The following is a 19156-nucleotide window of genomic DNA, read 5'->3' on the forward strand; positions in this document are numbered from 1 at the left end:
GCCCAGAACCCGCTCCCGCAGACACTTAGCGCTTAACCTGCAAAAACAGGATCACGCGAAGATCGATTCATACACCACGTCCGTGGACGTGACCCGGAGCGCACACCAGGGCTGCGGCCAGGGGAATGAGGGCGAGGATGCGCTTCATGACGCCGAAGCCTGACACGAAAAGATCACACCCGGGTATCCGGACCGTTCCACCGATATCCGGGGTTGCCGCCTCTTTCACAGGTCAGGTGGCCGTGGTCTTGTCTGGCACGTAAGTGGCGACCCTCGACCTCATCACCGCTGCGTAATGGGGCCAGGCGCGAGCAGGCCCCAGGTGACCAACGTGCCTGACAACCCCAGATAACGTGTCAGGCACGTTCGCCGACGACCCTGTGCCTTACATTGCCTGACATCCTCTCGACACCCCATATAACCAGCGGATCGCTCGAGACCTGGGTGTCCGGCGTCCTCTGTCGGAGGCGGCTGTCCCGTCTCGTTGATCATGAGGCATGGCAGGAGTCCTGACCTGCGGTGCCTCAGATTGGATGAGACGCATCGAGTCGAAGCTGTCTCGGTTCTCCGTTCCGGAAGAGTGTGTTCACAGCTGCTTGGCCCTGGTCAGCTCTCCCAGATAGGCGTCCAGCGGTTGGACGTGGTCAGCAAGAGGTTGGATGCCGTCCCACCAGCAGATCGCGCTGATCTCCTCGTTGGGGGTGAAGTCCAGGCGCGCGCTGGTGCGCGTGGTGTAGAGGGCCGCGTACTCGACGCGCCGCTCGGGGCCAAGCAGGAAGCGCGCGTGTCCGGCGAACACGAGGTCGGCGACGTTCAGGCCGGTCTCTTCCCGCAGCTCTCGCACAGCCGCCATGCGTGGTGTCTCGCCCGGGTCGATCATGCCACCAGGCAGCTCCCAGCACCGACGCCCGCGGTTGAAGACCAGCAGTAGCTCTTCACCGCGCCACACCGCCACCAGCGCCAGCGGCATGGGACCGTCGTCGAAGCGAGCCACCTCTGCGACCGGGTAAAACGCGGTCAGAAGGTTCCCGGCTTGGTCGACGGCGAGAACGTCACCCATCTGTGATCCTCCATCTGCAGGCGAGGCGAGCCCGGATGAGCAGGACCCCCAGAGCGCTGGCTGCCTCGAACCGGTGAGACGAATGCAGGATGCCTCATGATCGGTGAGACTGCCTCGGTTCCGATGAGACGGGACAGCGGCCCCAGCGAAAGATCAGAGGTTGTTCGACACCCACTGTAGATCCCGTGACAGCAGCTCAGTGGATAAGCCGAATTATCCGCTGAGTCGAGCTAGGGTCTCAGTGGATAACGTCGCCTCCGCGCGCGTGAACGCCGCGGCGAAACTCAGCGGATAATAGGGAGCGGGTCAGCGATGGCGGATCCAGACCGGCACCGGACTGGGCAACCCGAGGTGGACGCGCTCCTCGACCGGGCCGACGCCGCGCATCAAGCGGTGAACGAGACCGTGACGATCAACCAAGCCGAGAGCATCGTCTCCCGCGTCCGGGTGGCCGACCTCGTCGCCGAGCACGAGGCGCTGCACGAGCGGTACGAGCAGGCGGAATCCGAGCTGGCCGCCGCGACAGCCACTGGCGATCCGGCCCGGATCGCCAGTGCCCGCCAAGCTCACGATGCGGCTAGCGCCATCTGTGACCGTGTCGGCCGCGCCTTGCGCCGCGAGATGGCGAGGCTGGCAGAGGCGGGGTTTGAGCGCAACGGCGCGCTGCTGGCCCAGGTGCGCACCGCCTGGAGCGCCGAAGACGCCGCCCACGCCGCCCTCGCCGGCCGATCGCAGGGGTTGCCGCCGCTTCTGGATGGGGTCGACGCCGCTCCCAACGGCGAAGGGCACGGGCCGGAAGCGAGCGGCCGGTGAACGCCAAGGTCGTCGCACTGCACCCCGGTGCCGGCGACCTCGCGGGCCGGGCGCTGACCGCTCTGCACCACCACCTCGATCGGTGCAAGTTGTCGGCCAACACAGTCAAGGCCTACAAGCGGCAGGCCGCCGCCTACGTGAGGTGGCTGGCCGGCCCCGGCGCCGGGCACGACGACGCCTTCGCCGATATCGTCGGCGCCGAGGCCGCGGTCACCGCCTGGCGCCGGAGCCGAATCGAGGAGCGGGCCGCGCCCAACACCGTCAACCAGGGGATCGCCGCGCTCACCCTCATGTACGCCCAGATGGGGCTGCGCATCGACGTCAAACGGGCCACCGTCCCCAAGCCCGGCGAGCCCGACGCCCTCACCAGCGCCGAGCAGGGCGCCGTCGAACGCGCCGCCGCCCGCCGCGGCGCCCGCGACGCGGCGATCATCGCGGTCCTGCTGTATGCCGGAGCCCGTGAGGAGGAGTGCGCGCGGCTGGAGGCCGACGACATCGCGATCACCGCCCGCACCGGCACGATCCGCCTGCACGGCAAGGGCGACCAGGTCCGCACCCTCCCGATCCCACCGGCCGCCCGGGGCCGCCTCTCCGCCTGGCTCGACACCCGCGGCCGCCAGCCCGGCCCGCTGTGGACCGGCCAGCGCGGAGCCCTGACCATCTCCGGGATCGTCCAGGTCGTCCTGGCCGTCGGCGACGACGCCAAACTCCCCGGTTTGCGCCCCCACCGGCTCCGCCACACCTACGCCACCCGGCTGCGCGAAGGCGGTGCCGATGTCGCCCAGGTCCAGGCCTTGCTCGGCCACGCCTCCCTCGACACCTCGGCCCGGTACTTCCGTGCGGGCACCGCCGAGCAGGCCGCCGTCGTCGACCGCGTCTTCACGTAGGGCGGCTCACCTGTATCGGACCGCCGGATGGCGATAGGTCTGCTGGCGTCGGCCCGCTACCGCCACTGGCCGATTGGTTGCTGCTCAGGGGCCGTGCTGGATCGGCCGTTGGAAGCCTGCGCGCCCAGGCCACTCGGGCACGGTGGGGACGCGGTCGTGGCCGGTGGCGACGACGGCGTGCCGGCTGCGGTAGTGGCCGTCGTTCGTCGTGATCTGCCAGCCGTCGGCCACGGGGTCGATCCGGCGGGCCTGAACACCGCAACGTACGTGGAGTCGCGTGTGCCGGGTGAAGCGTTCGAGGTAGTCGATGTAGTCGTCCCGGGCGACCCACCGGCCGGCGCGTCTGGGGATGGGCAGACCGGGCAGGTCGGAGAGCCAGCGGATGGTGTTCAGGCGCAGATCTTGGTGGCGGTGACGCCAGGAGGTGCCCACCGCGTCGCCCTGCTCGAGGATGACCGGGTCGATCCGGCGCCGCCGCAGTGCGGCCGCGGCCGCCAACCCGGCCGGACCGGCTCCGATGATGGTGACGGTGGGGGTCACGACGCTCGCCCGGAGCCTGGTGCGGTGAGCCTGGTTCGGGCGAGCAGGGCGAAGCCGGCCGTGTACAGGCCGGCGCCGATCACTTCGAGGATCTGGACGAACGGCGAACGCGGGCCGGCCGCGAAGATGAGCAGGCCGCCGAGCCAGTAGATGAGCGCGCCGATACCGAGCAACAGCGCGCACCAGCGGGCTCCACCGCGGACGAGGGACGTGGCGAGGATGGCGTACCCGGCGGGGAAGAGCACCAGCCCGGGCAGCACGAACAACGCCCCACTAGGGCTGAGATCGGCTGACGTGTGGACCAGTTCGGGCGCGAATCGGGCGGTGACCGGGTTGTGGGAGCCGTCGTAGACGATGAGCGCGAGCCAGGCGAGGACACCGGCCAGCGCGGCGTGGTGCGCCGACAGGCGGCGAACGGGGGTCAGCCTCGCCAGGGCGACTGCTTGCAGGGCCAGGCCGATGGCCTGAACGGCGTGGGTGATGCCGTATCGGTCAACGGCGACAGCCATGCCGTGGCCGTCGCGGGCCGGGTGCAGGATCGTGCCGAGCAGGAACAGGACGGCTCCAGCGATGGCGGTCGTCGTGGTGGCCGCGGAGCTGCGGGTGTTCAACGGTGTGGCCTTTCCGCCGGGTGGGCGACCGGTGTCGCCAAGGGGTTCGGGCGCAGCAGGGCAAGGGTGAGAAGGCAGCCGAGGAAGGCGAGGGCTGCCGCGGCGGCGAAGCCGGTTCGCAGTCCGGCCAGGTAGCCGGCCGTGCAGGTAGCCGACAAATGAGGCCAGGACAAGGGCCGCGGGTGTGTCCGGCACGGGCGCCGGCCCACGCGATAGGGCGGTATCAGGGGGCTAGAGCCCGCATAAGCCCGAACCCGCATTGGAAGTGTGGGGCGGGAGCCGATGTAACCCGCCCCGCCGGTTCTCAGGCGCGTCCGGCGCGCGAGCGCCAGAGCAGCCACACGAAGTACGGCGTGCCGAGCAGCGCGGTGACCAGCCCGGCCGGCACCTGGGCGGGCGCGATGACGGTACGGCCCAGCGTGTCGGCGAGGCTGACCAGCACCGCCCCGAGCACCGCCGCGGCGGGCAGCAGCCGGACGTGCCTGCCGCCGACGAGCGCGCGGGCGGCGTGCGGGGCGACCAGCCCGACGAACCCCACCACGCCGACGGCCGAGACCGCGGTGGAGGTGAGAAGCACGGCGCCGCCCAGCGCGAGCAGCCGTACGGGTTCGAGTGGCACTCCGAGCACCCGGGGCGTGTCCTCGTCCAGCGCGAGCAGGTCGAGGTCGCGCCGCAGCCACAGCGCGAGCGGCAGGAAGAGCGCGAGCGCCACGGCGACCGGCAGGAGCTGCGCGGGGACCCGCCCGTAGGTGGAACCGGAGAGCCAGGTGAGCGCCTTGGCGGTGTTCCACGGGTCGGACTTGACGATGATCAGCACGGTGACCGCGTTGAACAGCGCGTGCGCGCCGATGCCCATGAGCACGAGCCGGTCGGAGCTGAGCCCGCCGCGCCAGGCCAGCAGGTAGACCAGGGCGAAGGCGGCCAGCGCGCCGAGCCCGGCCGCGCCGGACACCGCGGCGATCCCGGCCATGGGCACGAGGGTGAGCGTCGCGACGGCCGCCGCGCCGGCGCCCGCGGTGACGCCGAGCACGCCCGGCTCGGCCAGCGGATTGCGGGAGACGGCCTGGAAGGCCGCGCCGGAGACGGCGAGCGCCGCACCGGCCAGGACCGCCGCAGCGACGCGCGGCCAGCGCTGGTCGAGCACGTACGTCAGGGCCTTGCCGGTCCTGCCCCGCAGCCAGTCGGCGACGTCGCCGAGCAGCAGCCAGGTGTCGCCGCCGAGCAGGCCCAGCACGACCGCGCCGATCAGCAGCGCCGTACCGGATAGCAGGATCACGGCGAAGGCGGCGCGGCCGGGGTCGGCGGTGCGGACGGTCGGCGGCTGCCTGGCCGGGCCGGCGTCGCGGTGCCGGCGGGCCAGCCACATGAGCACGCCCGCGCCCAGCATCGCGGTCACCACGCCCGGCGGCACGTCCACCCCGGCCCGCGCGCCGAGCACGAATCGCAGCGCGATGTCGGAGGCGAGCAGGATGACCACGCCGGCCAGCGCCGAGAGCGGCACCAGGGCACGGTGCCGGCTCAGCTCGGGCAGCCGCCGGGCCAGCAGGCGGACGATGACCGGCGCGCACAGGCCGACGAAGCCGATGGGCCCGGCGACGGTGACCGCCGCGGCCGAGAGCATGACGGCGAGCACGATGACGGTCAACCGCAGCCGCCGGACGTTGACGCCCAGCACCACAGCGGTGTCGTCGCCCAGGCCGACGATGTCGAGGCGGGTGCCGAGGGCGACGGCCGCCCCGATCGCCACCACGACGACCGGGGCCATCTGGGTGACGCCACCGAGGTCGCTCTGCACGAGCGAGCCGCTGCCCCAGGCGAACAGGCCGGTGTTCTCCTCCTGGAAGAGGATCATGAGCAGGGTGGTCGTCGACTGCAGGGCCAGCGCGGTCGCGGAGCCGGCCAGGATCAGCCGGGTGGTGCCGGTCCGGCCGCCCGCCGACAGGGCGAGCACCAGGGCGGCGGCGGCCAGGCCGCCGAGGAAGGACAGGCCGCCGGACAGGAAGGCAGGCAGGCTCAGGCCGAAGGTGGCGGCCAGCACGACCGCCAGGTAGGCGCCGTTGCTGACGGCGAGGGTGTCGGGCGAGGCCAGCGGGTTGCGGGCGACCGACTGCAGCAGCGCGCCCGCCGCGCCGAGCGCGAGGCCGACGCTGACCGCCGCCAGCAGACGCGGCAGCCGGGAGGCGACCAGCACGTTCATCGCCTGGTCGTCGAGGGCGAAGAGGTCGGTGTCGGAGGTGCCTTGCGTCAGGTGGAGCGCCGCGAGGGCCGTGATGACGGCCAGGGTCACGAGGAAGGCCCCCGCGACGCCGAGCCTGCGCAGCGGCGTCGCGGGGGCCTCGACTGCGGTGATCACCCGGCGTAGGCCTTCACCAGGGCTTCGGCGTACTGCCGGCACGACAGTGGGCCGCCGAAGGTCCAGATGCCGTCGGGCAGTTTGGTGATCCGGTTCTGCTTGACGAAGCTCAGCGACTTCCACAGGGCGTTGCCGTCCAGGTCGGCGAAGACGTCGACGCCGTCGGAGGCGTTGTAGAAGAAGCGGAGGTTCTCGTCCTTGACCGCGGTCATGCCCTCGACGTCGGTGCTGCCGAGGCCCCACTGCTTGTCGACCTCGCCGGTCCAGGCGTTGGCGAGGCCGAGCCGCTCGGCCACGTCGGAGACCAGGGCGCCCTTGCCGAACGGGCGGATGGAGATCTTGCTGCCGTCCTTCCAGCCGTCGGCCATCATGAACTTCTGCCCGGCCGAGCCGGAGGCGGCGATCTTGGCCTTGCCGTCGGCCAGCGCGGCGTCGAAGTCGGCCATCACCTTGGTCGCCTCCTTCGTCCTGCCGACGGCGGTGGCGAGCGTGGTGAGGTCGTCGCTCAAGCGGGTGAGGTTCGCGGCGGCGTCGCTGCCCTTGGCGACGATGACCGGGGCGATCTTCTCCAACTGGCCGATGAGGCCGGAGTCGTCGGACTCCATGACGACGAGGTCCGGCTGGAGGGCGGCGATGGAGTCGACGCTGGGCTCCTGGCGGGTGCCGACGTCCTTGACGGAGGGGGCGAGCGGGGCCGCGGTGACCCACGTGCCGTACCCCTTGACGTCGGCCGCGCCGACCGGCTGGACCCCGAGGGCGACCAGCATCTCGATCTCGCCCCATTCCAGGCCGACGACGCGGGTCGCGGGCCTGTCGAGGGTGACCTGCTCGCCTCGGGCGTCGGTCACGGTGATCGGGGCGGCGGCACTGGCCGACGGCTCCTGGGCCGTGGGAGCCGCGGGGGCCTCGGTGGTGCCGCAGGCGGTCAGCAGCAGCATGGCGGCCATGACCGCCGGGAGGGAACGCATGGGATCTTTCAGCCTTTCGTCGCCAGGTGGCGGCCCAGCGGCCTGGTGCGGACCAGTCCGGTGAGGGAATCGATCGTGACCTCGACGCGGATGCCGTAGGCCTCGGTGAGCAGGTCCTCGGTGAGCACCTCGTGCGGCGCGCCGTCGGCGCGGACCCGGCCGCCCTGGATGAGCACGACCCGGTCCGCGATCTCGGCGGCCTGGTTGAGGTCATGCAGGACGACGCCGACGGCCACGCCGTGCCGGTCGGCGAGGTCGCGCACGAGTTCGAGCAGCTCGACCTGGTAGCGCAGGTCGAGGAAGGTGGTGGGCTCGTCGAGCAGCAGCACGCCGGCGTCCTGGGCCAGGCAGGTGGCCAGCCACACGCGCTGCATCTCGCCGCCGGACAGCTCGTCGACGGCGCGTCCCGCCATGGCGCTCACGCCGGTCAGCTCCATGGCGTGCTCGATCGCCGCCGGTCCGCCGGGGTCGCCCGCGCGCCAGCGGCCTCGGTGGGGGTGGCGGCCGTAGCCGACCACGTCCTTGACGCGCACGCCGGTCGGGGTGGGACGGCTCTGCGCCAGCAGCGTCACCCGGCGGGCGAAGTCGCGGGCGGACAGGGCCAGGGCATCGGCGCCGCCGGCCAGCCGGATCTCGCCGGAGTCGGGGCGGTGCAGCCGGGCCAGGGCGCGCAGCAGGGTGGACTTGCCGCTGCCGTTCGGTCCGACCAGGGCGGTGACGGCGCCGGTGGCCAGGCTGATGCGGGCGCCGTCGACGACGGGGCGGCCCGCGTAGCCCAGGCACAGGTCGGTGCCGGTGAGCGCGTGGCCGGAGCAGCCTGGGAGCAGGGTGTCGGTCATGGCGGGCTCACGCGTCCTCGGAGCGGCCCTGGCGCCAGTACCCCATGAAGGCCACGGCCTTGCGGTCCATGCCGCGTTCCGAGACCAGGTGGCGGCGCAGGCGCTTGATCACGGCCGCCTCGCCGGCCAGCCAGGCGTAGCAGGGGCCGTCGCCGTCCTCGGGGATCTCCCAGAGGATCTCGGCGTCGACGTCGACCTCCTCGGGCTCGACGCCTGCCGCGCCTGCGGGGAGCAGCCTGGCGGCGGCCTCCACCACGGCGGGTTCCAGGCGGGCGCCCCAGGGGGCGTCGCCGCGGGCGAGCCAGGTGACTTTCACACCCGACCCGGTGACGGCCGGGAGAACGTCCTCCTCGTACGGCACCTCCAGCAGGGCCTCGCCGGTGACATGGGCGGGCAGGCGCTCCAGGATGCCGACGATCGCCGGGACGGCGGTCTCGTCACCGGCGAGCAGCACGGTGCCGAAGCCGGCGGGCGGCCGGAACTCCAGGCCGCCGTGGAAGCCGTCGTGGAGGCCGTTCGGGCCGAAGAGGGCCGCCTGCGAGCCGGGCCCCGCGCCGGCGACCCAGCGGGCGGCCGGTCCGGCGGGTCCGGCGGAGTCGTCGTGCAGGACGACGTCGATGTCGACCTCGCCGGCCTCGGGACGGACCGCGCGGACGGTGTAGGTGCGCAGCGGGTTGCGCCCGTCGCCCTGGGCGTACCACTGCTTGAACCAGCCGGCGCCGCGCGGGAAGCGCGTCACGCCCGCGCCGGGGACCGGCAGGACCAGCTTGATGCGCTGGTCGTACCCGTTGTCCGCGAACTCGTGCAGGTCATCCCCTGTGAAGGTCACGCGGAGAAACGACGGGCTCAGCCGCCGCAGCCCTCGAACCTGGACATCGAAGGCACGAAAAGGGTCAACCACCACAGAGCTCCTTAGTTAGGTTAGGCTAACCTACATTGAATCCTCTGATCGGGAAACCCGCTGATCCGGGCTGCGGGCGGTGTCGATGCGTGAGATCGCCGCCGAGGCCGGGGTCTCGCTGCGCGCCGTCCAGTACTACTCGAACAAGCAGGCCCTGCTCGAGCCACCGCGCCCGCCTGGAGCGACTGTTCGACGCCCCCACCGGCGGAACCGGGTGATCTTCTGTGCAGGTCAGCCGGAGCGGAGTGCCTTGGTGATCCGGGTGCGTACGGAGTGCAGGGCTTGCCGGAGCTCGGCCGGTTCGATGTCTGTGATGTCGGCGTCGAAGGTGAGGAGCAGTCCCGCCAGTCCCGGCCATGACCATGCGCCGAGGGTGAGCCGGCACGTGGTCTCGGTGTCGTACGCGACCGTCGAGCCACCGGGGGCGAACCGGGCGACGGTGGAGGCGGGCAGGGCGAGGACGGCTGAGCCGCGGCATGGCCATTCGGCGGCGGCGTCTCCGCGGTCGTGCGCGGTCATGACGAAGACGACGGGATCGCCGTGCGGGATGTCGCGCCGGTCGAAGGGGGTGTGCGTGGGCATGTGCGGTCGGATGCGGTCCACGCGCATCGCGCGCCATCGGCGGGCGTCCGGGTCGAAGGCGACCAGATACCAGCGTGCGGCCCAGACCACCAGGTCGTGCGGCTCCAGCGTGAGCGTGACGGGTTCGCCCTCGCCGGTGTAGTCCACGCGAACGAGGTGCCGCCGGTTGATCGCGCTGCCCACGGCGCGGACGAGCTCGGCGTCGATCGGCGGCGCCGGAAACTCCCAGTAGTTGCGGGCCGAGGAGACGGTGAACGCCTCGGCGTGCAGGCGGCTGCGCGCGGGCATCGCCCGGTGCAGCGTGGCGAGGGCACGGGCCGCGTTCTCCCGGATGCCGGACAGGACCGTCGGCGCGGTCTGGAGCGCGACGGCCGTGGCGACGGCCTGGTCTTCGTCGAAGACGACCGGCGGCAGGCGGGTGGCCCGGCCGAGCCGATACCCGCCACCCACCCCGCGGACGGCCTCGATCTCGTAGCCGAGGTCCCGCAGCGTGCCGATGTCACGACGCACGGTTCGCACCGACGTCCCGAGCCGGGTGGCGAGCTCTTCGGCGGTCAGGGTCGCACCGATCCCGAAGATCGACAGCAGCTTGAGCGTCCGCGCGGAGGTGGCAGCCATGATTCTGCGATCCTCTCACCGTTAGCGGCCACTCGATGGCAACTATCCCGGCGATGGTGGCCGGCATGACCGGTTCACCGAGCCCGCGAACGGGCACCCGCACCACCGAGGCATCGCCGACGCACATCGCCGGTTCCGGCGCGACCATGGCGCTGTCGGTGGTGCTCTTCGCTTCCTTCATGGACCTTCTCGACGCGACGATCGTCACCGTCGCGGCCCCGGCGATGGCCCGAGATCTGGGCGCCGGCGATGCCCAGATCCAGTGGACGATCGCCGCCTACACGCTCACCCTCGGCGCGGGCCTGATCACCGGCGGACGGCTCGGTGACCAGTACGGCCGCAAGCGGCTGTTCCTGATCGGACTGGCCGGGTTCATGGTCACCTCGGCACTGTGCGCGCTGGCCGCCGATCCCGGGATGCTCATCGGCATGCGGGCCGGGCAGGGACTGACCGCCGGAATCATGGTCCCGCAGGTGTTCGGGATCATCCGGGCGTCGTTCGCTCCAGGCGAGCGCGCCAAGGCGTTCGGCGCCTACGGAGCCGTCCAGGGCCTGGCCTCGGTCGCCGGCCCGCTGCTGGGCGGGCTGCTCGTCGACATCGACCTGTTCGGCCTGGGCTGGCGCACGATCTTCTGGGTCAACGTGCCCGTCTCGATCCTGGCGCTCGTCCTCGGCGCGAAGGTCCTGCCGGAGTCCCGCTCGGCCTCCACCGCGCGACCGGACCTCCCGGGCGCGCTCCTCGCGGCCACGGGCATCCTTCTCCTGCTCCTGCCGATCATCCAGACCGGGACATGGGGGTGGACCTGGGCGAGTTACGCCCTCCTGGCAGCCGGAATCATCGTGCTCGCGATCTTCCTCGCCCACGAGCGCCGCCTCACCGGACGCGGTGACGAACCTGTCCTCGACCCGGCCCTGCTGAGAATCCGCGCCTTCGCGGTCGGCCTGAGCGCTTCGGTGCTCTTCTTCGGCGGCATCGGGTCGTACTTCCTCACCCTCTCGGTCTACCTCCAGAACGGGACCGGCCGATCCGCCTGGGAGACCGGCCTGGTGATCCTCCCGTACGCGCTCGGCTCGATCGTCACCTCCGGCCTCGGCGTCGCTCTCGCCGCCAAGGCGGGCAGAACGCTCCTGGTCGCCGGCTCGCTCACCATCGCGGCCTCTCACCTCATCCTGTGGTCCGTCGTCAAGGACGGCACCGATCCCGGATACTGGCTGCTCGCCCTGGCGCTGTCCGTCGGTGGCCTGGGGCTCGGTCTCGCCGCACCCGTTCTCGTCAACGTCGTCCTCGCGGGCGTCCCCGGACGTGACGCGGGCGCCGCCGGTGGGGTGCTCTCGACCGTCAACCAGATCGGCGGCGCCGTCGGCATCGCCGCGCTCGGGACGATCTTCTTCACCTCCGTCACCGGTTCGGCCACCGGAGCACCGGCGCTGCCCGACTACGGTCACGCGCTCGGCATCGTCCTGATCGTCTCCGCCGCGCTCTACCTGATCACGGCGCTGGTGCTGCTCGCACTTCCGAAGGCCGCGGCCGAGCACGCCGAGTAGAGGACCGGTGCCGGCCCGCGTCACGAGCACCCGACCGGTCAGTGGCCGCCGTCGGCGGCGCGGCTCACGGGAGAAGGCCGCGAGCACCGCTTGGGCGAGGTCCCGTCCGGCCACCTCGGCGCCGCCCGTCGAGCTGGTCGTCAGCAGTCCGCCGGCTGCCGTACCGGCGCCGGTGACCGCGAGGAACCTGCGCCGCGTCAATCGTGAATCCCGTCCCCAGCCGCGCGAACACGGGCACGAGCTGGATCGCGGGCTCGGTCAGGTTGTGGCTGCCCGCTGACCGGCCCGTGTGTCCGTCACCGTCTGGTCCGACCGTCACCTCGGGCAGTCGCGGGGGTCGACGCTCGTTCGTGCCCCGACGACGGTGATCCGGGCTGGACTGTCAGGCAACGCTGCGGCCGTGCACACCATCTGCCGTACGGCCAGGGGCGACAGGTCACCGCCCGGAACGGACGGGTTCAGCGCCACGCGACCGCGCACCTTGACGGTCACCGAGAACGGGCCGGCGTCCGGCGGGACCTCGGTGGTGAGCCCGCGCGCCCGTTCCTCCGCGGTGGGTCCGGCCGCCAGCAGCGCGAGCCTCTCCGTCCGGAACATCGGACGGGCGCTCGGCCGGGTCACGGCGCTGAGCCGGCCGTCCTTCACCAGGTAGAGGGTGATCGTCGTGGTCACCGCGACGGAACCCCTCGGCGGCTCGCCGACGGAGATCACCTCGCTGGGGCGCACGCCGCAGCCGGTCACGGCGACGACCGCCACGAGGCCCGCGGCGAGCCCGCGGCGGGCGAGCCCGGCCCTCACGCGGAGGCTCCGTCCGGATCGGGAACCCTGCGTGGCAGGCGCAGCGTGAAGAGGGCGCCGCCGTCCGGGGCGTTGGTGACGGTGAGGTCGCCTCGGTGCAGGCGCGCGTTCTCCAGCGCGATGGCCAGGCCCAGGCCGCTGCCCTCGGACCTGGTCCTGGCCGCGCTGGCCTTGTAGAACCGGTCGAAGGCGTGCGGCAGCACCGTTTCGTCCAGCCCAGGTCCGTGGTCGCGGACTTCGAGAGTGATCCAGTGGGGGTCGGCGGAGAGGCGCACCGACACCGGCGGCTCGCCGTGCCGCAGGGCGTTGCCGACCAGGTTCGCGAGGATGACGTCCACGCGGCGCGGGTCCAGCCTCGCCGTCACCGAGGGGGGAAGCTCGGTGCGTACGGACTCCGACCAGCCCCGGACGCGCAGGGTCGCGGGCACCAGCTCGGCCGCGTCGACCTCGTTCAGCGCCAGGGCCGCGCCGCCGGAGTCGAACCTGCTGATCTCGATCAGGTCGTTCACCAGCGCGGTGAGGTTGAGCGTCTCCTGGCTGACCAGCTTGGCGGCCCTGCCGGCGGGCTCGGGCAGCTCGGCCGCCTCGTCGTCGAGAATCTCGGCGACCGCGGCCAGCGCGGCCAGCGGGGTGCGCAGCTCGTGGGACACGTCGGCCACGAACCGGCGGGCGTCGGCCTCCATCTCACGCAGCTGCGTGACGTGCCGTTCCAGCTCCGTGGCGGTGTCGTTGAAGGTACGCGCCACGTCGGCCAGCTCGTCGGAGCCGCGGACCGCGATCCTGGTCCGCAGCTCGCCCTCGCCCAGCAGGCGGGCCGCCCGGCCGAGCTCGCGCACCGGGCGCAGCACGCTGCGGCTGGCCAGCAGCGCCACGACGACCGCGAACGCCATGGCCGCCCCGCCGATGAGCCAGGCGCGCGTGGCGAGCCGGTCGATGCTGCGCTGTTCGGAAACCAGGCTGCGCGCGGTGTAGACCTCGATGCCGGACAGCCACCACCGGTCCTTCTCGACGATCACCAGCGGCGCGCCGATGATCAGGAAGGGCCTGCCCTCCCGCACCACCCGTTGCCACGCGATCTGGCCTCCGGCCACTCTCCGCCGCAGGTCCGCTGAAATGGCCTCGGGATCCAGGGACGGCCCGTTCCCCTCCGGCCTCCCTCTCCCCGGCGGCGGGTTCCCCGGCGCGTTCGGCGGTGGGCCGGACGGCGGGCCGGCCTGCGCGTACGCCTCGCGGTAGATGGCGACCGCGCTGCTGTTCCTCTCGGCCACGGTGGCGGCGATCCTGCCGAGCTCGGTCCGGTCCGGAGCCGGCGTCCGCAACGGGAAGAGCGACTCCAGGCGTCCCTTCGTCGCCTGGAGCGCGGCATCCTGGGCCCGCTGCAGGATCTCGTTGCGGGCCAGGACGTAGAGCCCGCCGGCCACCGCCGCCGTGGTGACCACACACAGCAGCGCGAACGCGAACAACAGCCGGGCGCGCAGCCCCAGGCTCGGCCCAGGCGTCACCGGCGGCTCACACCGGCCCGAACCGGTAACCGAACCCCCGCACCGTCTGCACGTAGACGGGGGACGCCGAGTCGTCCTCGATCTTCGCGCGCAGCCGCTGCACACATGCGTCCACCAGCCGCGAGTCACCGAAATACCCGTGCTCCCACACCGAGTCCAGCAGTTGCTGGCGGCTGTGCACCCGGCCCGGCGTGCCGGAGAGCTCCAGCAGCAGGCGCAGCTCGGCCGGGGTGAGCCTGACCGGCGCGCCGCGCTTGGTGATCACCAGCCCGGCGCGATCGATGGTCAGATCCCCGTGCCGCTCCAGTTCCGCCTGGTCGCGGCCGATCCGCCGGAGCACGGCGCGGATGCGCGCTTCGAGCACTCTGGGCTGCACCGGTTTGACCACGTAGTCGTCGGCGCCCGCCTCCAGTCCGGCCACCACGTCGATGTCGTCGCCGCGCGCGGTCAGCATGATGATCGGTATCTCCCCGATGGCCCGGATGCGGCGGCAGACCTCGAACCCGTTCATGCCGGGCAACATGAGATCGAGCACGACGACGTCGGGAACGTCCGCCCGCAGCCGGTCCAGCCCCTCCTCGCCGGACTCCACGGCGCCCACCCGATGCCCGTGCCGGGTCAGGGCCAGCTCAAGGCCCTCCCGCACGGCCGGGTCGTCCTCGATCAACAGCACGCGCGACACGCCGCCGACTACCACAGCACGCTCCGTAACCTCGTTCGCCGCTCAACTCCGTCCACTGTCGACCGGCCATGTCCCCGCTTCGTCCGCGCAATGTCATGGTTGTGTCACGGTCGGGCCGGCGTGGTGGCCGTCGACAAACGGTGACATTCGGCAGACGACGCAGGCATATTCGGCGCCAATCGTAGTTCGTCATGAACGAACCACGCACCATCCCAGCTCGTCCCCGGGATCGGCTGTTCGCCGTGGTGACGCTGGTGCTCGCGGTGCTCCTGCTGCCCGTGGCGCTCGTACGCCGGCCCGGCCGGGCCCGCGAACTGGCCTGCCGGTGGGCCTTACGGATGCGGTTTCCCGCCGAGGACCTCACCGGGCTCACCGACGGCGCCCTGGCGGCGTTCACCGCGGCGCGCACCGAGGCGCTCTGGCGGCACGGCCAGCTCCTCGGCCTCACCTCGGGGTACCGCGATCCCGTGGTCCAGCTCCGGATGTTCGAGGAGGAGGTGCGCCGCACCGGCTCCCCGGCCCTGGCGCGCATGCTCGTTCTGCCGCCGACGGAGTCCAACCACGTCAAGGGCATCGCCCTGGACGTGCGTCCCCACGAAGGCGCGCGCTGGCTGGAGGAACACGGCGCCCGCCACGACCTCTACCGCATGTTCGACAACGAGTGGTGGCACTTCGAGCACCACCCGGAGTACGGCGGCACGCCACCGCGACGACGGCCCCACCCCGGCGTGGGCTACGCGAGCGACAACGGGAACCGGAGGTGACCCAGGTGCGCGGTCACGGACCTGGCCTCCCGCCTCGGGGCGGCGGCTGATGGCGTGGGTCAACGACATCACCCACCGACGCCGGACTCGATCCCATGGCCAAGGCGATCGGCCTCGGCACGCCATAAAACTTCCAGTTGCTGGAAATTTCTAGTACAGGTACATTTGCCCGCATGCAGGAGTCGCGGCGGGAGCGTAAGAAGCGGGAGACCCGGCAGCGCATCGTGTCGGCGGCCATAGCCCTGTTCGAGGAACAGGGCTATGAGCAGACCACCGTGACGCAGATCGCCGCGGCGGCGGACGTCGATCCCAAGACGTTCTTCAACTACTTCCGCACCAAGGACGAAGTGCTCTTCGTCGACATGGAGCGGGACTTCGACGTGCTGGTCGGGGCCATCGCGGACCGCCGCCCCGAGGAGGGCCCTGGCGAGGTGCTGGCCAGGGCGGTCGAGCGGTACGCCGCCCACCGCCGGCCCAAGATCCCCGCCAAGGAGGCCGCGGAGCTGTCCGGCGTGACCCGGCTGGCCCTGACCACGCCGGCGCTCCAGGCCAGGGGGCTCTACCTGATGCTCGACCTACAGCAGCGCGTCGCGGGCGAGCTGCTGAAGGCGTTCCCCGGTCTCGATCCGATCACCGCGGCCGCGATGACCGGGGCCCTGATGGGCGCCGTCCAGCAGGCGGGCCTGGCCAGCGTCCAGCTCGGCCGGTCCCAGGAGGAGTTGTGGGAGGCCGGCCGGCACGGCGTCGAGATCGCCATGCGCGGCCTGCGTTCGGTGCCGCCCACCTCCAACCTTTGACGCATCACCGCAGAAAGGAGCGACGATCATGGGGGAAAGCATCCGGCGGCTCGCCCGCGACATGCGGCGCGCCGTACGGGAAGGCCCGGAGGCGATCGCGCGGCGGCGGCGGGCCCGCCTGGCCGAGCTGGTGGCCCATGCCCGCGCTCACTCGCCCTTCTACCGCGAGCTCTACCACGACCTGCCGGAAGGGGCCGACGACCCGGAGCTGCTCCCGGTCACCGACAAGAAGACGCTGACGGCCCGCTTCGACGACTGGGTCACCGACCGCGAGGTGACCCGTGAGCGGGTCGAGGCGTTCGAGGCCGATCCCGATCTGGTGGGCCACCGGTTCCTCGGCCGTTACCTGGTCACCACGACCACCGGCACCAGCGGGCAACGCGGCCTGTTCGTGCAGGACGACCGGTGCCTGGCCGTGCACACCGCCACCGGGTTGCGCACCGGCGCCGGGCTGTCGGCCCGCGACGTCCTGCGCACCCTCGCCCGCGGCGGCCGTACCGCCATCGTCACGGCGCCCCGGGGCCACTTCGCCACCCTCGCCGGGCCGGCGCGGGCGGCCCTGGAACGGCCGCGGCTCGGCCGGTTGATGCGGGTCATCCCGACCGACCAGTCGATGGAGGGGATGGTCGACGAGCTCAACCGGTTCGATCCGGCCGGCGTCGCCGGTTTCGTCGGGCTGCTCACTCTGCTGGCAGGAGAGCAGGAGGCCGGCCGGTTGCACATCCGCCCGGCGCTCGTCATCCCCGGCGGCGAGACGCTGAGCCCGCAGACCCGGGAACGCCTGGCCGTCGCGTTCGGGGCGAAGGTCCGCGCCGCCTACGCCTGTGGCGAGTGCGGCTTCCTCACCGCCGGCTGCCGGGAGGGCTGGTACCACGTCAACAGCGACTGGGTCGTCCTGGAGCCGGTCGACGCCGACCACCGGCCGGTGCCGCCCGGGCGGCTCTCGCACACCGTCCTGATCAGCAACCTCGCCAACCGGGTCCAGCCGATCCTGCGCTACGACCTCGGCGACAGCGTCCTGGTGCGTCCCGACCCCTGCCCGTGCGGCAACCCGCTCCCGGCCGTCCAGGTGCAGGGGCGCGCGGCCGACCTGCTCACCTTTCCCACCGGGCGCGGGGAGCTCGTCGGCATCTCGCCCATGTCCTTCAGCACCGCGCTGGCCGTTCCGGGCATGGAACAGTTCCAGCTCGTCCAGACCGCGCCCACCGTCCTGCGGGTACGCCTGCGGGCCGCGGGCGGCGCCGACGCGGACCGTGTCTGGCAGGCCGCCCGCGACCGGGCCGTCCACCTGCTCACCGAGCACAAGGCCGGTCACGTGACGATCGAGCGCGCCGAGGAGCCGCCGGAGCAGTCGGCCGGCGGGAAGTACCGCAAGATCATCCCGCTGCCGCGGCCCTGACGAGCCCTGACCTCCGCAGGGGACGGGCGGGTCAGATCCAGCCCTTGCGGGCCGCGTACGGGGCGAGCTGGAAGCGGGTGACGGTCCCGGCGCGCTGGTTGAGCTGCTCCAGGTTGCGGGACAGGGTGCGGCGACTGACGCCCGGCAGTTGCGCGATGGTGTCGTCGGTGACCCCGGTCCCGAGCAGCTCCAGGATCCGTACGTGCATCGGCCGCAACGCGGTCGGTACCCGGTCGCTCAGATGCATCGGGAACGCCGAGCGCCACGAGGTCTCGAAGAGCCCGGCCAGCGCCGACAGCAGGCTGGAGGGACGTACCACCAGCAGCGAGTCGTTGACCTCCGCCTCGACGAGGTCGTCGGTGGCCTGCGGGCGCACCGAACGCCGGTAGTACCGGTAGGCGTTGACCGCCGCGGTGTGCGCCTGCTGAAGTTCCGCCGACCTGGCGTGGGACAGGTGGTCCAGCGCGATGATGGGTTCCACCGGCGTGGCCTCCGACCGTCCGGGGTCGCCGGCGGCGGCCAGGCCCAGGTCGACCAGGCGGCCGAGGGAGCACTCGGCCTCGCCGAGCTTCCAGCCCAGATGCTCGGCCAGGTCCGCGGCGGTGGTCCGGCCGGTGTGCAGCATGGCCAGGTAGACCTCGGCCTCCTGTGGTGCCAGCCCGAGGCGGCGCAGGTGCGCGAGCAGGTCGTCGTCGCTCATGAGGATCCCTTCACGTCCAATTTGACGTGGCCGGGCAAATCCTGTCATGCGGGGGTTCGATCACGCAGGACCCACTTCCGCGCGCGGACGACCGTGCCCATTCCGGCCACTGGCGACGGGTCGACACCACCCGGCGCCGGACGGGAGTACACCGGACACGACACGCCCCCCACTCCCTCCCGGAGGTGTCATGCACTCCCGCATCGCCGTCCCGGCCCGCGTGCCCGCTCTGGTGCTCCTGGCCGCGCTCACGCTCACGACGCCGCCGTGCCCGCCACCGCAGCCGCCACAGCCACCGCCGCGGCCGTCCCGCAGTTCGACCACGTGGTCATCGTCATGTTCGAGAACAAGAACTACTCGACCATCAAGGGCGGCTCCTCCGCCCCCTACCTCAACTCCCTGGCCTCGCAGGGAACGCTGTTCACCAACTCCTTCGGCGTCACCCACCCCAGCCAGCCGAACTACATCGCGCTGTTCTCCGGTTCCCAGCAGGGCGTCACCAACGACGACTGCCCCAAAACGCTGGGCGGCGGCAACCTCGGCTCCTCCCTCGCCTTCGGGCTCGCCTGGACGAACTGGGGAAGCACCGCGGCGACCGGGGCCGCGGCGGTCGCCGCCGCCATGGCCGCCACCGCCACGGCCGCCCTCCTGACGGGCCGCGCGCGGGCGGGGGCGGCGGCGTGACCGGCCGGGGTCTCCGCCTGGCGGCCGGGCTCGCCGGGCTCGCCGTCCCGGCGGCCATCTCCATCGTGATCGCGCGAGCCGCCGGGTCGTCCGCGGGGGCGGCGAACTCTCGCT

19 protein-coding genes and 1 pseudogene are annotated in these 19156 nt (G+C 72.2%); 8 read left to right on the top strand and 12 right to left on the bottom strand.

What is annotated here, in order from left to right; genetic code table 11:
• Positions 1-586 precede the first annotated feature (586 nt).
• On the bottom strand, positions 587-1060 hold the full coding sequence (locus tag ACIHAD_RS46195) for an NUDIX hydrolase (RefSeq protein WP_397361216.1): 474 nt from the start codon (positions 1058-1060) through the stop codon (positions 587-589).
• Between the two features lie 312 nt (positions 1061-1372).
• On the opposite strand from ACIHAD_RS46195, the gene ACIHAD_RS46200 reads away from it, so the two are divergent.
• Together ACIHAD_RS46200 and ACIHAD_RS46205 are read left to right on the top strand one after the other, a co-directional pair.
• Positions 1373-1873 (top strand): hypothetical protein, encoded by a 501-nt coding sequence (locus ACIHAD_RS46200; RefSeq protein ID WP_397361217.1) that lies wholly within the window; start codon positions 1373-1375, stop codon positions 1871-1873.
• Entirely contained in the window at positions 1870-2760 is an 891-nt protein-coding gene (locus ACIHAD_RS46205; protein WP_397361218.1) for a tyrosine-type recombinase/integrase, read from the top strand. The genes ACIHAD_RS46200 and ACIHAD_RS46205 overlap by 4 nt, the downstream gene beginning before the upstream one ends.
• Before the next feature lie 84 nt (positions 2761-2844).
• Here the strand turns inward: ACIHAD_RS46205 and ACIHAD_RS46210 are convergent, their stop codons facing one another.
• The 6 genes from ACIHAD_RS46210 to ACIHAD_RS46235 form a co-directional block, all read right to left on the bottom strand.
• Positions 2845-3300: an NAD(P)-binding domain-containing protein gene (locus ACIHAD_RS46210; RefSeq protein ID WP_397361219.1), complete on the bottom strand. Its 456-nt coding sequence runs from the start codon at positions 3298-3300 to the stop codon at positions 2845-2847.
• Positions 3297-3911, bottom strand: a complete 615-nt coding sequence (locus tag ACIHAD_RS46215) for a hypothetical protein (protein ID WP_397361220.1) — start codon at positions 3909-3911, stop codon at positions 3297-3299. Before ACIHAD_RS46215 ends, ACIHAD_RS46210 begins: the two co-directional genes overlap by 4 nt.
• A 304-nt stretch (positions 3912-4215) precedes the next feature.
• The gene (locus ACIHAD_RS46220) at positions 4216-6264 is read right to left on the bottom strand and encodes an iron ABC transporter permease (protein WP_397361221.1); all 2049 of its coding nucleotides are present in this window, start codon (positions 6262-6264) and stop codon (positions 4216-4218) included.
• Positions 6261-7232 carry an ABC transporter substrate-binding protein gene (locus ACIHAD_RS46225; protein ID WP_397361222.1) on the bottom strand — a complete coding sequence of 324 codons (972 nt, stop codon included), beginning with the start codon at positions 7230-7232 and terminating at the stop codon, positions 6261-6263. Before ACIHAD_RS46225 ends, ACIHAD_RS46220 begins: the two co-directional genes overlap by 4 nt.
• Before the next feature lie 8 nt (positions 7233-7240).
• Positions 7241-8071 carry an ABC transporter ATP-binding protein gene (locus ACIHAD_RS46230; RefSeq protein ID WP_397361223.1) on the bottom strand — a complete coding sequence of 277 codons (831 nt, stop codon included), beginning with the start codon at positions 8069-8071 and terminating at the stop codon, positions 7241-7243.
• A gap of 7 nt (positions 8072-8078) precedes the next feature.
• Positions 8079-8975 carry a siderophore-interacting protein gene (locus ACIHAD_RS46235; RefSeq protein WP_397361224.1) on the bottom strand — a complete coding sequence of 299 codons (897 nt, stop codon included), beginning with the start codon at positions 8973-8975 and terminating at the stop codon, positions 8079-8081.
• A gap of 76 nt (positions 8976-9051) precedes the next feature.
• Here ACIHAD_RS46235 and ACIHAD_RS46240 point away from each other — a divergent pair.
• Positions 9052-9123: pseudogene (locus ACIHAD_RS46240) on the top strand (hypothetical protein); the annotation flags it as partial.
• An 80-nt stretch (positions 9124-9203) separates the two neighbouring features.
• Here ACIHAD_RS46240 and ACIHAD_RS46245 read toward each other — a convergent pair.
• Entirely contained in the window at positions 9204-10172 is a 969-nt protein-coding gene (locus ACIHAD_RS46245) for a helix-turn-helix transcriptional regulator (RefSeq protein WP_397361225.1), read from the bottom strand.
• A gap of 65 nt (positions 10173-10237) precedes the next feature.
• Here ACIHAD_RS46245 and ACIHAD_RS46250 point away from each other — a divergent pair, with 65 nt between their 5' ends.
• On the top strand, positions 10238-11716 hold the full coding sequence (locus ACIHAD_RS46250) for an MFS transporter (protein ID WP_397361226.1): 1479 nt from the start codon (positions 10238-10240) through the stop codon (positions 11714-11716).
• A 315-nt stretch (positions 11717-12031) separates the two neighbouring features.
• On the opposite strand, the gene ACIHAD_RS46255 is transcribed toward ACIHAD_RS46250, so the two are convergent.
• From ACIHAD_RS46255 to ACIHAD_RS46265, 3 genes are read right to left on the bottom strand one after another with little or no spacing between them, the layout of a single operon-like run.
• Positions 12032-12514 carry a hypothetical protein gene (locus ACIHAD_RS46255; RefSeq protein ID WP_397361227.1) on the bottom strand — a complete coding sequence of 161 codons (483 nt, stop codon included), beginning with the start codon at positions 12512-12514 and terminating at the stop codon, positions 12032-12034.
• On the bottom strand, positions 12511-14016 hold the full coding sequence (locus tag ACIHAD_RS46260) for an ATP-binding protein (protein WP_397361228.1): 1506 nt from the start codon (positions 14014-14016) through the stop codon (positions 12511-12513). The genes ACIHAD_RS46255 and ACIHAD_RS46260 overlap by 4 nt, the downstream gene beginning before the upstream one ends.
• Positions 14017-14023: 7 nt before the next feature.
• Positions 14024-14698: a response regulator gene (locus ACIHAD_RS46265; RefSeq protein ID WP_397361261.1), complete on the bottom strand. Its 675-nt coding sequence runs from the start codon at positions 14696-14698 to the stop codon at positions 14024-14026.
• A gap of 191 nt (positions 14699-14889) precedes the next feature.
• Between ACIHAD_RS46265 and vanY-N the strand changes: the two genes are divergently transcribed.
• The 3 genes from vanY-N to ACIHAD_RS46280 all read left to right on the top strand — a co-directional run bounded on the left by vanY-N (position 14890) and on the right by ACIHAD_RS46280 (position 17658).
• A complete protein-coding gene (vanY-N, locus tag ACIHAD_RS46270; RefSeq protein WP_397361229.1) occupies positions 14890-15462 on the top strand; it encodes a D,D-peptidase/D,D-carboxypeptidase VanY-N in 573 nt (190 codons plus the stop codon).
• Between the two features lie 173 nt (positions 15463-15635).
• A complete protein-coding gene (locus ACIHAD_RS46275) occupies positions 15636-16259 on the top strand; it encodes a TetR/AcrR family transcriptional regulator (RefSeq protein ID WP_397361230.1) in 624 nt (207 codons plus the stop codon).
• Positions 16260-16287: 28 nt separating this feature from the next.
• Positions 16288-17658, top strand: coding sequence for a hypothetical protein (locus ACIHAD_RS46280; protein WP_397361231.1), 1371 nt, complete (start codon positions 16288-16290; stop codon positions 17656-17658).
• A 31-nt stretch (positions 17659-17689) separates the two neighbouring features.
• Here ACIHAD_RS46280 and ACIHAD_RS46285 read toward each other — a convergent pair whose 3' ends face one another.
• A complete protein-coding gene (locus ACIHAD_RS46285) occupies positions 17690-18358 on the bottom strand; it encodes a helix-turn-helix domain-containing protein (RefSeq protein ID WP_397361232.1) in 669 nt (222 codons plus the stop codon).
• 267 nt (positions 18359-18625) lie between these two features.
• Here ACIHAD_RS46285 and ACIHAD_RS46290 point away from each other — a divergent pair, with 267 nt between their 5' ends.
• Positions 18626-19042 carry an alkaline phosphatase family protein gene (locus tag ACIHAD_RS46290; protein WP_397361233.1) on the top strand — a complete coding sequence of 139 codons (417 nt, stop codon included), beginning with the start codon at positions 18626-18628 and terminating at the stop codon, positions 19040-19042.
• The last annotated feature ends 114 nt before the right edge of the window (positions 19043-19156 follow it).

Source organism: Nonomuraea sp. NPDC052265 (assembly GCF_044547985.1).
In the GTDB taxonomy this organism is placed as follows: Bacteria; Actinomycetota; Actinomycetes; order Streptosporangiales; family Streptosporangiaceae; genus Nonomuraea.

Bases quoted from the DNA above. Each gene is read 5' to 3' on its own strand.
- ACIHAD_RS46200 (WP_397361217.1), top strand. From the start codon at position 1,373: ATGGCGGATCCAGACCGGCACCGGACTGGGCAACCCGAGGTGGACGCG.
- vanY-N (WP_397361229.1), top strand. From the start codon at position 14,890: ATGAACGAACCACGCACCATCCCAGCTCGTCCCCGGGATCGGCTGTTC.
- ACIHAD_RS46230 (WP_397361223.1), bottom strand. From the start codon at position 8,071: ATGACCGACACCCTGCTCCCAGGCTGCTCCGGCCACGCGCTCACCGGC.
- ACIHAD_RS46225 (WP_397361222.1), bottom strand. From the start codon at position 7,232: ATGCGTTCCCTCCCGGCGGTCATGGCCGCCATGCTGCTGCTGACCGCC.
- ACIHAD_RS46250 (WP_397361226.1), top strand. From the start codon at position 10,238: ATGACCGGTTCACCGAGCCCGCGAACGGGCACCCGCACCACCGAGGCA.
- ACIHAD_RS46275 (WP_397361230.1), top strand. From the start codon at position 15,636: ATGCAGGAGTCGCGGCGGGAGCGTAAGAAGCGGGAGACCCGGCAGCGC.
- ACIHAD_RS46245 (WP_397361225.1), bottom strand. From the start codon at position 10,172: ATGGCTGCCACCTCCGCGCGGACGCTCAAGCTGCTGTCGATCTTCGGG.
- ACIHAD_RS46195 (WP_397361216.1), bottom strand. From the start codon at position 1,060: ATGGGTGACGTTCTCGCCGTCGACCAAGCCGGGAACCTTCTGACCGCG.
- ACIHAD_RS46285 (WP_397361232.1), bottom strand. From the start codon at position 18,358: ATGAGCGACGACGACCTGCTCGCGCACCTGCGCCGCCTCGGGCTGGCA.
- ACIHAD_RS46280 (WP_397361231.1), top strand. From the start codon at position 16,288: ATGGGGGAAAGCATCCGGCGGCTCGCCCGCGACATGCGGCGCGCCGTA.